Consider the following 13,145-nt stretch of genomic DNA (forward strand, 5'->3'; position numbering starts at 1 on the left):
TGTTGCCGACAGTGGTGGCGATCCTAGACGTGGAAGCTTTCAGCCAGCTTTCGCTGTGTAATCAGATGATGAGAGGTTTTTCTGGTTCTTCTGTAGGGCGAGTTAGCTTGTGTGGGGCGAATTATGGAAGCTCCAGGCCCCCCGCCGCTTTGTGCAGCGCCCTCAGGTGCTCGCCCACCTGTTTGAGATTGGCTTCACACGCGGCAATTTCGGCGGCGCGGGAAGGTTCGAGCAGCACCCTCACCTCTTTATCCAGATCGCCGGTCAAAGATTGCAGCTGCTTCTGGCGCTCGGCGCTTTCCGATTCCAGGCGTTTGGATTCCGACGGTTGTGGCAGGCCGTAGCCACTGCTGCCCAGTAGCTCCGCCGGGCGGCTGAGGAAGCCGCTGTTGGCGAGGATCTGTTGCAGGGTGTTGTTGGCTTTTTCCATGCCGCCGTTTTTCAGCTCGCGAGCACCGAGGTAGCGTTGTTTGACTTCGTCCTGGGCCAGCATCAGCTGTTTGCGATAGCTCGCCTGTTCCAGCAGCAACAGCGCGGCGCTGGTGCGCAGGTCGGCCTGGCTGAACCATTGGCGGCGTTCTTCTGCGCTGAGGGACAGCCAGTCTTCGACCTCGGTCTGCTTGATCGGCAAGTGTTTGCGCAGGACATCGAACATCGCCTGGTAACGCTCGCGGAACGAGTCGAAGTGATAACCCAGGCGCAGTGCCTCGCGTTTGACCTTGAGGACGCTGGTGTCGGCCAGGCCGCGTGCACTGAGCACTTCCAGCAGGCCGTTGGGGGTGATGTTGTCCAGCCCGGTCAGCTGTGGGTTGGCGCTGCCACTGCGCAGGAGTTTGAGGCTTTCGACCGCGCAGTTGTTGGAGATGAAGAAGTAGTTGCCGTCGTAGCTCCAATGCATTTCGGCGGCATGCTCGACGGTGTCGTTGATCTCTTGGCGGGTGAGTTTCAGCGGTACGGATGCCAGCCCGCGCAGTTCGGTCTTGGTGTATTCGTCGATGACTTGGGCCAGGGGCAGCACGAACAGGCGTGACGGGTATTTGCCAACCAGGCCATCCCAGCTCGACAGCTGTACGTCACCGACAAAGGCGCGGTAGGACAGGACCAGGTGTTGGTCCAGGTCCAGGCGGCAATCCGGGCCGCGCGGGCGACCGGGCGCGCAGATCACCAGGCGCAACATGCTGTGGCCCCAGCGGCTGACCAGGTTCTGATTGGCTTCGGCCAGCAGGTAGTCGATTTCGTACACGCGCTCCGGATCGATCTGGCCCAGTGGCGTCTTGGCGAAATCGTTGCCTGCATTCAGGAAGGCGTAGGTTTTGGCGCAGGTGTCTTGCTCGGGCGGCGCCCAGCCGAAGTGTTCCTTGTAGTAGCGAAACAGCGCGGGGCGACGGCAGGCGTAGCTCGGGTCGAGCAGGAAGTACTCCATGTTGACTGCCACGAACTCCAGTGGGCTGGTGGTTTCGTAGATGTCCGGGCTACGGGCAACCTGATGGTTGTGTTGTTCACGCTCGCCGCGACGGCCCACGTATTGCGGCCAGCCGGCGAGGTCCAGCAGGCGCGGGTCGTCACTCAAGGTAAAGCGGCGATCATTCTGGCCACGGCATTGATCGGGCAGGCCGATCAGGCCGGTGATGTTGTTTTGGCGGCTACACCGCTGGATGAGCGCGCGGTCGTCTTTGGACCACAGGCGCGCACGGTCATAGATGTGGGTCAGCTCATGCAGCACGGTGGCGAGCATTTCGCGGCGCACAGTACCGTGTGGGCGATTGGTTTTTTGAGTGGCGGCGCTGCCGTCGGTCAGGCTGGCGAGCAGGTTCTGATTCAGATCAAGCTCGGACACCAGTGAGGCCTGACCATAGGCGTTTTCAGGCATTTTGTCGGTCCAGCCGACATCGATGCGTCGGTCCAGTTGCTCGACAAAGCGCGGCGGCAAGGAGCGCATCGCTTCATCAAGCAATGCCTGACTGGCCTGCTGTTCGGCCGGGCTCAAGCCATCGGTCTTGAGCCGCAGTTGCAGGCTGGCCTGGGCTGCGCCTGCACAAAGCAGCACAGTCCCGGCCAATAGCCAGGCGACCAGGCGCCTCACAGAGCGAGGATGGCTTCGGCGAGCGTCTGGTCACTGGCATCGCGAGCTTGCGGCACGCGGGTTCGCAGGGTGTCAAAGGCGGCTTCCAATTGCGCACCACGGATCTCGCCATTGGTGGCGACGAAACTGGCGGCGTCGTCGTGGGCTTCGCGTACGACTTTGGAGTCGCGTATGGACGTGGTGGTGTCCGAGGTGAAGTCAATGGTGCGGGCCGAGGCACGCACGACGATGTTACTGGTGGCCTTCAAGGTTTGCGCGTGGGCGACATCGGCCAACAACAGCAGGCCGAGAGCGGCGGCGATCAGCGGGCTACGCATGGAGTAACTCCAAAATACAAAGATGATTATTGGACGAGAATTGCTTGCGCCAGTTCAAGGTCGCTTGCATGAAGTTTTGGCTGGGTGCGGCGCAGATAATCCAGCGCGGATTCCAGACGAGCGCCCCGCCATTGGCCGTCAGTGGCGATAAAAGCGGCAGCGTCATCCTGGGCGGCCATTACCAACTTTCTGTCAAAGGGCGCTGACGTCACCTTGCTGGTGGCGTAGGCACTGATGACGGTGCTCTGGGTGGACACATCAAAGGCCGAAGCCAAGGGTGACCAGCAGACGGAAAATAATACGGGAACGATCAACAGGCGGTATGAAAAAACCATGAGACTCGACAACTGAAAGCGAGCGCCAAGGCTAGCGCAACGCCCGGGCGAGAGCCAGCGCTGACACATCAGGTAGCAGCTGGCGCGCTTTTATGTCGATCTGCGTCAGATAGCCAGGATCGCTTGGGCGAGCTGCGTGTCACTCGCGGCATTCAGTTGCGGGGCTTGTTGGCGGATCTGGGCCAGGGCGCTTTCCAGCTTCACGCCACGGATGGCACCTTCGCTGGCAACGAAGCTGGCGGCGTCATCGCGAGCGGCCTGGACGACCTTGTTGTCACGCAGGGAGGAGGTAGCATCCGAGCTGGCATCGGAGGTGGCTTTCAGCGCGCCGACGATCGAATCGGTGGTCACGATAAGGCTGCTTGCGTTGGCATTGGCAGCCACGGCCAACAGGGCTGCAGCACTCAGCAGGCGAAGACGGGACATGGAATGACTCCTGTAGATGAACAAATAAAGCGGCGCAAAGCGGCCACCGTGAAACCGACGTTGTTGCAATTGAGCATCAGACGTCGGTTCTACAAGGTTCGCCACGTGATGACGCGATCTTAAGCTGCCGTTTATCTATTCGGAAAGCCTCACAGCGGTTTAGTCGCGCCAGAACGGTTTGGACAGCTCGGCGATCCGGTCGCCCTGGCTGATGCCTGCGTCCGACAGCTCCCGAGCGCTGAGTTGGGCCAGTTGTTGGCGCTCATAGGCCTGTTTAGCCCATCGAGCCAGGGCACTGGCGGTACGAATAAGCAGTCGTTTACTGGACGAGGCGCGCATGGGGATGGCCTTTCATGAGGGAGTGAAACTCCATGGTGGGCGCGTCTTTGATACCAATACAGATACACCAAGTCTAAATTGTACTGCTTAACTGTAGTATTTTTTAAACTGTACTGGTCGCGAAACAGCTCATCTGTTTAGCGATGCAAGAACCGAAATCCAGAAACAGCAAAGCCCGCCTCCGGTTACCCGGGGCGGGCTTTGCTTTGACAAATCAGGGTGCTGGCAGTGGACCCGGTGGGTCAGGGCCAGCGGGCGCCAATTAGCGCCAGAACGGCTTGCTCAGCTCTTCGTAGCGTTGAGCTTCGCTGATACCGGCGTCAGCCAGCAGACGCGAATCCAGACGAGCCAGTTGATGGCGGCTGGAGATGCGGCGCTGCCACAACATCAGGTTGGCGAGAACGCGCAAAGGCAGGGAAGCCTGGGTGTTTACAGCTTTTTCTTCGAAGAACAGATCGGAACTGAGTGTACGTTCCATGATGACATCCTTCCGCTTGTGGCGGGATTAGGTAGTGGTTTAACTGATGCCAATGATCCTCCTCCGGCGCAAGACTCTGTAGATACAGTTCACCTGTATTGTGAAGGGCCAGTTAACTGTTTATACCCGCTGTACTGTACGGAAATGGGGCAACTGTACCTGTCCGCACTGAAACAGTGCGAAATAGGCGATTTAGGTGATATATGTAGGAATATTCGGTGGGAAATGACCGGTACAGCAGTACAGTTTTTTGCAGAACTGATGCGGGTGGTTCGAGCTGATGCAACTGTGTGCATCAGCTCGAAGCTGTATCGATCACGCCTTGAGCATATGCCCGGTTTCTTCCAGGTTAATGTGCCAGCTCAGTGCCTCGCGCAGGATATGCGGGGTATGCCCGCCGATAGCACAGGCAGCATTGAAGTAGTTGTTCAGCGCATCGCGGTACGCCGGATGCACACAGTTGTCGATGATCACCCGGGCCCGTTCCCGTGGCGCTAGGCCGCGCAAGTCGGCAAGGCCAATTTCGGTGACCAGGATGTCGACATCATGCTCAGTGTGGTCCACATGGCTGACCATCGGCACGACGCTGGAGATGGCGCCGCCCTTGGCGATCGACTTGGTAACGAAGATTGCCAGGTGCGCATTGCGCGCGAAGTCCCCGGATCCGCCAATACCGTTCATCATCCGCGTGCCACATACATGGGTGGAATTGACGTTGCCGTAGATGTCGAATTCCAGCGCGGTATTGATGCCGATAATGCCCAGGCGACGCACCACCTCAGGGTGGTTGGAGATTTCCTGTGGGCGCAGCACCAGCTTGTCCTTGTAGTGCTCCAGGTTGCCGAACACGTCGGCGTTGCGCCGTTGCGACAAGGTAATCGAGCTGCCGGAAGCAAAGCTCAGCTTGCCCGCATCGATCAGGTCGAAAGTCGAATCCTGCAGGACTTCCGAATACATCGTCAGGTCTTCAAACGGCGATTCGATCAAACCGCACATCACTGCGTTGGCAATGTTGCCAATCCCGGCCTGCAGCGGGCCGAGCTTGTTGGTCATGCGACCGGCGTCCACTTCCTGTTTGAGGAAATTGATCAGGTGATTGGCGATGCCTTGGGTATCGGCGTCCGGCGGCGTCACGGTGGACGCGGAATCAGGCTGGTTGGTGATTACGATGGCGACAATCTTTTCCGGCGGGATCGGAATCGCGGTGCTGCCGATGCGGTCGTCGACCTTGACCAGCGGGATTGGCGTGCGCGTCGGCCGGTAGGTTGGAATATAAATGTCGTGCAACCCTTCCAGGTTCGGGTTGTGCGCCAGGTTGATCTCAACGATCACGTGCTTGGCGAAAATCGCAAAGCTGGCCGAGTTGCCCACGGAGGTGGTCGGCACGATATGGCCTTGCTCGGTAATCGCGACGGCTTCGATCACGGCAATATCCGGCAGCTTGAGCTGGTTGTTGCGCAGTTGCTCGACGGTTTCCGACAAATGCTGATCGATAAACATCACCTCGCCGGCGTTGATCGCCTTGCGCAGGGTGCTGTCGACCTGAAATGGCATGCGTCGGGACAGCACACCGGCTTCGGTCAGTTGCTTGTCCAGGTCATTGCCCAGGCTGGCGCCGGTCATCAGGGTGATTTTCAGCGGCGAAGTCTTGGCGCGTTCGGCCAGGGCGTGAGGGACGGCCTTGGCTTCACCGGCTCGGGTGAAGCCGCTCATGCCGACGGTCATGCCGTCCTCGATCAGTGCGGCGGCGTCTGCCGCGCTCATGACCTTGTTCAACAACGAAGGCAAGCGGATACGATCACGGTACATGAATTGTTATCTCAGGCTACGGAAGCAAGGTGGGCAGTGTAGTGATTTCAAAAAAATTCGGCCCGCTACCATGGTCGAATGCCAGGCGGCGATTTAGAGCCTTTGGTCGGGTTTAATCCAGCAATAAAAAACCCCAGCCTACTGCAGGCCAGGGTTTCGGGTATTGCGCTGGCGCAGTGTTATTCGACGGCTTTGACCATGTCTTCGATGACCTTCTTGGCATCACCGAAGACCATCATGGTTTTGTCCAGGTAGAACAACTCGTTGTCCAGGCCCGCGTAGCCGCTGGCCATCGAGCGCTTGTTGACGATGATGGTCTTGGCCTTGAACGCCTCAAGGATCGGCATGCCGGCAATCGGCGAGTTAGGGTCGTTCTTGGCGGCCGGGTTGACCACGTCGTTCGCGCCCAGCACCAGTACCACGTCGGCCTGACCGAACTCGGAGTTGATGTCTTCCATTTCGAACACCTGGTCATAAGGCACTTCGGCCTCGGCCAGTAGCACGTTCATATGGCCAGGCATACGGCCCGCCACCGGGTGGATCGCATACTTCACGGTCACGCCGCGGTGGGTCAGCTTCTCGGTCAGCTCTTTAAGCGCATGTTGCGCACGTGCCACCGCCAAGCCATAGCCCGGCACGATGATCACGGTGTCGGCGTTGGTCAGCAGGAAAGTCGCGTCGTCGGCAGAGCCGGATTTGACCGGGCGCGCTTCTTTCGAGCCCGCAGGACCCGCCGCGTCGGCTGTGTTGCCGAAGCCGCCGAGCAGTACATTGAAGAACGAGCGGTTCATCGCCTTGCACATGATGTACGACAGGATCGCGCCGCTGGAGCCTACCAGCGAGCCGGCGATGATCAGCATCGAGTTGTTCAGCGAGAAGCCGATACCCGCCGCCGCCCAGCCGGAGTAGCTGTTGAGCATCGACACGACGACCGGCATGTCGGCGCCGCCAATCGGGATGATGATCAGCACCCCAAGCACAAACGCCAGGGCCAGCATCAATGCGAAGGCGCTGAGGTTGCCAGTGAACATGAACGCCAGGCCCAGACCCAGGGTTGCAAGGCCCAGCACCAGGTTCAGCTTGTGCTGGCCGCCGAACTGTACCGGTGCGCCCTGGAACAGGCGGAACTTGTACTTGCCCGACAGCTTGCCGAACGCGATCACCGAACCGGAGAAGGTGATGGCACCGATGGCCGCGCCGAGGAACAGTTCCAGGCGGTTACCGGCAGGGATCGAGTCGCCCAAGTGTTTGACGATGCCCAGGGATTGCGGCTCGACCACGGCGGCGATGGCGATAAACACTGCGGCCAGGCCGATCATGCTGTGCATGAAGGCCACCAGCTCGGGCATCTTGGTCATTTCTACGCGCTTGGCCATGATTGAACCGGCGGTGCCGCCGATCAATAGGCCGACAATGACGTAACCAATGCCTGCGGTAGCCAACTCTGCGCCCAGCTTATAGATGAGGCCCACGGTGGTCAGCACCGCCAGCGCCATGCCGAGCATGCCAAACAGGTTGCCGCGTCGCGACGTGGTGGGGTGTGACAAGCCTTTAAGGGCCTGGATAAAGCAGATCGACGCGATCAGGTAGAGCGTCGTTACAAGATTCATGCTCATTACTTCGGCGCCTCTTCTTTTACTTTCGGGGCTTTTTTCTTGAACATCTCGAGCATCCTGCGCGTTACCAGGAAGCCGCCGAACACGTTGACCGCCGCCAGAGCCACAGCCAGAGTGCCCATGGTCTTGCCCAGGGGTGTCACGGTAAGGGCCGCCGCCAGCATGGCGCCGACGATCACAATCGCCGAGATCGCGTTGGTCACGGCCATCAATGGCGTGTGCAACGCGGGGGTGACGTTCCAAACCACGTGGTAACCGACGTAAATCGCCAGCACAAAGATGATCAGGTTGTAGATACCGGGGGAGATAAGCTCTTCCATCGTCTGAATCCCTGCTTAGGCGTTTTTACGGATGACTTGGCCGTCGCGGCACATCAGGCACGCGGCGACGATGTCGTCTTCGAGGTTGATTTCAAACTGCCCTTCCTTGGTGAAGACCAGCTTCAGGAAGTCCAGCAGGTTGCGTGCATACAGAGCAGACGCATCAGCAGCGACTGCGCCGGCCAGGTTGGTCGGGCCGCAGATGGTCACGCCGTTTTCCACGATCACCTGATCGGCGACTGTCAGCGGGCAGTTACCGCCCTGGGCTGCGGCGAGGTCGATGACCACGGAGCCGGGTTTCATTTGTGCGACGGTTTCAGCACTCAACAGGGTCGGTGCCTTGCGGCCCGGGATCAGCGCGGTGGTGATAACAATGTCGGCTTGCTTGGCGCGTTCGTGCACGGCCAGGGCCTGGCGCTGCATCCAGCTGGAAGGCATGGGGCGCGCATAACCGCCGACGCCGACGGCGCATTCGCGTTCTTCATCGGTTTCGTAGGGCACGTCGACAAACTTGGCACCCAGGGATTCGATCTGCTCTTTTACTGCCGGGCGCACGTCGGACGCTTCGATCACTGCGCCCAGGCGTTTGGCCGTGGCAATCGCCTGCAAGCCTGCAACGCCAGCGCCGAGGATCAGCACGCGCGCGGCTTTGACGGTGCCGGCGGCAGTCATCAGCATTGGCATGAAGCGTGGGTAGTGATGGGCTGCCAGCAATACCGCTTTATAGCCGGCGATGTTCGCTTGCGATGACAGCACGTCAAGACTCTGGGCCCGCGAGGTGCGCGGTGCAGCTTCAAGGGCGAAGGCCGTAATGCCGCGCTCGGCGAGTTTGGCGATGGTTTCGTTGCTGAACGGGTTGAGCATGCCCACCAGCACGGTGCCGCTTTTGATCAGCGCCAGTTCGCTGTCGCTGGGGGCAACCACCTTGAGAATCAGCTCGGCACCCAACGCATCCTCGGCACTGCCAATGGTTGCGCCTGCCGTTTCATAGGCACTGTCCACGACACTGGCTTTAATGCCTGCACCGCTTTGAACCGTGACCTTATGGCCCTGGCCGATCAGCTTCTTGATGGTTTCCGGGGTGGCAGCCACCCGCGTTTCACCGGTCTGGGTTTCGAGAGGAACACCAATGTGCACGTCAAATCTCCTGCATGATCTTTTTGCTTTTGATCTTTTTGTAAAAAGGCCAGTGCACCGCGAGTGGCGCAACTGGGGCGGCCGATCAGCACGATCCCGCCGAAATGACAGCGGGGCGCGGCATTTTGCAGGCGAACTTTACGGCCATCAAGGGATTATGACGGGTGACGAAAAATTAACTACAAGTCACCCTGTGACTGATTGTCGCAATGCCCTTTAATAACCGCTTTAAATACAGGTGTTTAGAGGGGTTCAGGCTGTTTTTAGACTTTTTATAATTGTCGCGGTGAATGGGCGGGCATTGGCTGCTCATCGGCGCTGCAAGCCATGTAGATCATAGCTTCGCGCCGGATTTCTGGCTGGCAGGTACAGTCTGTGTAAATGCGACATATCCGTACATCTGTAGGATTTATAATTTCCTGACTACAGGGTCAGCAAGCGGCATCGGGCCTTTAAACATTGGGGTTATAGCGCTGTGATTGATCAATTAACCAGTCTCTGAAGGCGTGCAGTGAGGCGGATTCGACTTTTCTTTCGGGAATCATCAGGTAGTACGCCTTCGAGCTGCTGAGAGCCTCGGTGCTTGCGATCACTAATTGCTTCTCCTCAAGCTCGCGCTGGATAAGGAATGGCGGAATCAGCGCAATGCCCATGTCATGCATGGCGGCCTGAGACAACATCGAGAATAGCTCGTAACGTGGGCCTGTCATGTCACGGGGTATGTTCAGTTGTTGCGCGCTGAACCACTGGCGCCAGGCGTATGGCCGAGTGGTTTGCTGCAGTAGCGGCAATTGCGCGATCTGCTGAGGGCTGAAGTGGTCACGGTCACCCAGCAAGCGCGGGCTGCACACCGGCAGAGGATTTTCCCCCATCAAGCGGTGGGACTCGGTGCCGGACCAGTCCGCATCGCCGAAGTAGATCGCAGCATCGAATTCGGTATCGGCAAATAGAAACGGGCGCGTCCGGTTGGTGAGATTGACGGTCACCTCTGGGTGCTGTCGTTGAAAATCTTTCAGTCGAGGGATCAGCCATTGCGTGCCGAAGGTCGGCACCACGGCCAGTTCAATGACGTTGGCACCCTGCTGTCCCATTACAGACAAGGTGTCGCGCTCTACGGCGTCCAGTTGCATGGCAACACGCCGGCTATAGGACAGGCCCGCTTCCGTCAGTTTTACCCCGCGCCTCGAGCGCCGAAATAGCTCGACACTCAAAAACTCTTCAAGGCTGGCGATCTGTCGACAGATGGCGCCTTGAGTGATGGAAAGCTCGTGCGCCGCCTTGGTAAAGCTCTCGTGGCGGGCGGCAGCCTCAAAGCTGACCAGGGCCGTCGTACTGGGAATTTTTCTGCGCATGTACGGAGTACTCACTTATAAAGCGCGTCTGCGCCCTTCTCAGTCGTTTCGGAGTGAGAAATTAGCACAACCCTATGCAGAAACCTCGTTTGCCCTCTGCGTCTGCCCAGCCTAGGCTGCATCCACGACTTCTGATTTTTTCCGCGAGGGCTTATTCATGGCTGGTAAGGCAAGCTTCAACTGGATCGATCCGCTGCTGCTGGATCAACAGCTCACCGAAGAAGAGCGCATGGTGCGTGACAGTGCTGAGCAATTCGCCCAGGACAAGTTGGCGCCGCGTGTGCTCGAAGCCTTCCGCCATGAAAAGACTGACCCGGCGATCTTTCGCGAGATGGGCGAAACCGGCCTGCTCGGCGCGATGATTCCTGAGCAGTACGGTGGCAGTGGCTTGAATTACGTCAGTTATGGACTGATCGCCCGTGAGGTCGAGCGTGTCGACTCCGGCTATCGCTCGATGATGAGTGTGCAGTCGTCACTGGTCATGGTGCCGATCAACGAATTTGGTACCGAGGCGCAAAAGCAGAAGTACCTGCCGAAGTTGGCATCCGGGGAATGGATCGGCTGCTTTGGCTTGACGGAGCCTAACCATGGTTCTGATCCGGGCGCGATGATCACGCGGGCGCGCAAGGTAGACGGCGGCTATAGCCTGACTGGCGCCAAGATGTGGATCACCAATAGCCCGATCGCCGATGTGTTTGTGGTATGGGGCAAGGACGATGCCGGGGATATCCGTGGTTTTATCCTTGAGAAGGGCTGGAAGGGTCTGAGCGCTCCAGCGATTCACGGCAAGGTCGGCTTGCGGGCTTCCATTACCGGTGAAATTGTCATGGATAACGTATTTGTGCCGGAAGAAAACATTTTCCCGGATGTGCGTGGTTTGAAAGGGCCTTTCACCTGCCTTAACTCGGCGCGTTACGGCATCTCCTGGGGCGCGCTGGGTGCTGCCGAGTTCTGCTGGCATACCGCTCGCCAGTACACCCTGGATCGTCATCAGTTCGGGCGTCCATTGGCGGCAACCCAACTGATCCAGAAGAAGCTGGCCGATATGCAGACCGAGATCACGTTGGCGCTGCAAGGGTGCCTGCGTCTGGGTCGCATGAAAGATGAGGGAACGGCGGCGGTTGAGATCACGTCGATCATGAAGCGCAACTCGTGCGGCAAGTCCCTGGATATCGCCCGTATGGCGCGTGACATGTTGGGTGGCAACGGTATTTCCGATGAGTTCGGGGTGGCGCGCCATTTGGTCAACCTGGAGGTGGTCAACACCTATGAAGGAACGCATGACGTGCACGCCTTGATTCTTGGGCGTGCGCAAACCGGTCTTCAGGCGTTCTATTAATAGGAGCACGGTATGGGCGCGCTTTCACATCTGCGGGTGCTGGACTTATCGCGAGTGCTGGCGGGCCCCTGGTCCGGGCAGATCCTTGCGGACCTTGGGGCTGAAGTGATCAAGGTCGAGCGGCCTGGTAATGGTGACGACACGCGTGCATGGGGGCCGCCCTTTCTCAAGGATGCATTTGGCGAGAACACCAGTGAAGCGGCGTATTACTTGTCGGCCAACCGTAACAAGGAGTCGGTGACTATCGACTTCACGCGACCGGAGGGGCAGAAGCTGGTGCGTGACCTGGCGGCCAAGTCCGACATCCTGATCGAGAACTTCAAGGTGGGTGGTCTGGCGGCATATGGGCTGGACTATGAATCGCTGAAGGAGATCAATCCCGAGTTGATCTATTGCTCGATCACAGGCTTTGGTCAGACGGGGCCCTATGCGACGCGCGCGGGTTATGACTTCATGATCCAGGGGCTGGGTGGCCTGATGAGCCTGACCGGTCGGCCAGAGGGTGACGAAGGGGCCGGGCCTGTGAAGGTTGGCGTGGCGTTGACCGACATCTTGACCGGGCTCTACTCGACGGTGGCCATTCTCGCAGCGCTGGCCCATCGCGATCATGATGGTGGCGGCCAGCACATTGATATGGCGTTGCTGGATGTGCAGGTGGCATGCCTGGCTAACCAGGCGATGAATTACCTGACGACAGGTATTTCGCCAAAGCGTTTGGGCAATGCTCATCCCAATATCGTGCCTTATCAGGATTTCCCCACGGCTGATGGTGACTTCATCCTCACGGTGGGTAACGACGGGCAGTTTCGCAAGTTCGCTGAAGTGGCGGGTCAGCCTCAATGGGCAGAGGATCCGCGCTTTGCTACTAATAAGCTGCGGGTGGCTAATCGCGCGGAGCTGATTCCGTTGATTCGCCAGGCTACGGTCTTCAAGACCACGGCTGAGTGGGTATCGCAGCTGGAGCGAGTGGGTGTGCCTTGCGGGCCTATCAATGACTTGGCACAGGTGTTCGCCGACCCACAGGTCAAGGCGCGGGGGCTGGCGATGGCATTGCCGCACGCGTTGGCGGGGATGGTGCCTCAGGTAGCGAGCCCGATTAGGCTATCCAAGACGCCGGTTGAGTATCGTAGCGCGCCTCCCCTATTGGGGGAGCACACGGTTCAGGTGCTGCAAGGAGTGCTTGGGCTGGGGCCGGCGAGTGTGGCTGCTTTAAAGGAAGCGGGTGTTATATGAGCGGTTCCCTCTATATAGAGTGTGTGAAGAGCTCCATATCGGTCGTTTTTTAATCAATTCTAACTAATTGATAGAAAAGCAAAATTAAGGGTTGACGGCAGATTCTGGAAGTCTATAATTCGCCCCACTTCCGGCGCAGTCGAAACGGAAAACTCCTTGGTAAACAAAGAGTTACGCAGAATTCGACAGCGAGTTGCTTCAGTTCATCGAGGCCCAGAAGGAGTTGGTAGAGCGGTGTTGTTTGGCTCTATTAACGTTTCGATCTTCTCGGTCGAAAGCGGAGAAAAAGAGGTGTTGACAGCAGCGTGTAACGCTGTAGAATTCGCCTCCCGCTAACGAGAGATCGGAAGCGCAAGTGGTT

13 protein-coding genes are annotated in these 13,145 nt (G+C 58.5%); 2 read left to right on the forward strand and 11 right to left on the reverse strand.

The window, feature by feature from the left end; translation table 11 throughout:
• Positions 1-121: 121 nt before the first annotated feature.
• The 11 genes from AC19YS_RS08930 to AC19YS_RS08980 form a co-directional block, all read right to left on the reverse strand.
• Entirely contained in the window at positions 122-2,083 is a 1,962-nt protein-coding gene (locus AC19YS_RS08930) for a DUF7844 domain-containing protein (protein ID WP_500601487.1), read from the reverse strand.
• On the reverse strand, positions 2,080-2,400 hold the full coding sequence (locus tag AC19YS_RS08935) for a DUF2388 domain-containing protein (protein WP_106576059.1): 321 nt from the start codon (positions 2,398-2,400) through the stop codon (positions 2,080-2,082). Before AC19YS_RS08935 ends, AC19YS_RS08930 begins: the two co-directional genes overlap by 4 nt.
• A gap of 26 nt (positions 2,401-2,426) precedes the next feature.
• Positions 2,427-2,735: a DUF2388 domain-containing protein gene (locus tag AC19YS_RS08940; protein WP_106576060.1), complete on the reverse strand. Its 309-nt coding sequence runs from the start codon at positions 2,733-2,735 to the stop codon at positions 2,427-2,429.
• 105 nt (positions 2,736-2,840) lie between these two features.
• Entirely contained in the window at positions 2,841-3,161 is a 321-nt protein-coding gene (locus tag AC19YS_RS08945) for a DUF2388 domain-containing protein (protein WP_106576061.1), read from the reverse strand.
• A 159-nt stretch (positions 3,162-3,320) separates the two neighbouring features.
• On the reverse strand, positions 3,321-3,500 hold the full coding sequence (locus AC19YS_RS08950; protein ID WP_119741354.1) for a DUF1127 domain-containing protein: 180 nt from the start codon (positions 3,498-3,500) through the stop codon (positions 3,321-3,323).
• 262 nt (positions 3,501-3,762) lie between these two features.
• Positions 3,763-3,978 (reverse strand): DUF1127 domain-containing protein, encoded by a 216-nt coding sequence (locus AC19YS_RS08955; RefSeq protein ID WP_003214752.1) that lies wholly within the window; start codon positions 3,976-3,978, stop codon positions 3,763-3,765.
• Positions 3,979-4,293: 315 nt separating this feature from the next.
• Positions 4,294-5,787: a succinyl-CoA:acetate CoA-transferase ScpC gene (gene scpC / locus AC19YS_RS08960; RefSeq protein ID WP_200624194.1), complete on the reverse strand. Its 1,494-nt coding sequence runs from the start codon at positions 5,785-5,787 to the stop codon at positions 4,294-4,296.
• Positions 5,788-5,966: 179 nt separating this feature from the next.
• Positions 5,967-7,403 (reverse strand): NAD(P)(+) transhydrogenase (Re/Si-specific) subunit beta, encoded by a 1,437-nt coding sequence (locus AC19YS_RS08965; RefSeq protein ID WP_119741358.1) that lies wholly within the window; start codon positions 7,401-7,403, stop codon positions 5,967-5,969.
• Entirely contained in the window at positions 7,403-7,723 is a 321-nt protein-coding gene (locus AC19YS_RS08970; protein ID WP_003187417.1) for an NAD(P) transhydrogenase subunit alpha part 2, read from the reverse strand. Before AC19YS_RS08970 ends, AC19YS_RS08965 begins: the two co-directional genes overlap by 1 nt.
• A gap of 15 nt (positions 7,724-7,738) precedes the next feature.
• On the reverse strand, positions 7,739-8,860 hold the full coding sequence (locus tag AC19YS_RS08975) for a Re/Si-specific NAD(P)(+) transhydrogenase subunit alpha (protein ID WP_119741360.1): 1,122 nt from the start codon (positions 8,858-8,860) through the stop codon (positions 7,739-7,741).
• Between the two features lie 452 nt (positions 8,861-9,312).
• On the reverse strand, positions 9,313-10,212 hold the full coding sequence (locus AC19YS_RS08980) for a LysR family transcriptional regulator (protein ID WP_119741362.1): 900 nt from the start codon (positions 10,210-10,212) through the stop codon (positions 9,313-9,315).
• 157 nt (positions 10,213-10,369) lie between these two features.
• On the opposite strand from AC19YS_RS08980, the gene AC19YS_RS08985 reads away from it, so the two are divergent.
• Complete coding sequence (locus tag AC19YS_RS08985) at positions 10,370-11,551, forward strand: acyl-CoA dehydrogenase (RefSeq protein WP_500601490.1); 1,182 nt, start codon at positions 10,370-10,372, stop codon at positions 11,549-11,551.
• 12 nt (positions 11,552-11,563) lie between these two features.
• On the forward strand, positions 11,564-12,784 hold the full coding sequence (locus AC19YS_RS08990; RefSeq protein WP_106576067.1) for a CaiB/BaiF CoA transferase family protein: 1,221 nt from the start codon (positions 11,564-11,566) through the stop codon (positions 12,782-12,784).
• The last annotated feature ends 361 nt before the right edge of the window (positions 12,785-13,145 follow it).

This window comes from Pseudomonas sp. MF08831, from assembly GCF_059862645.1.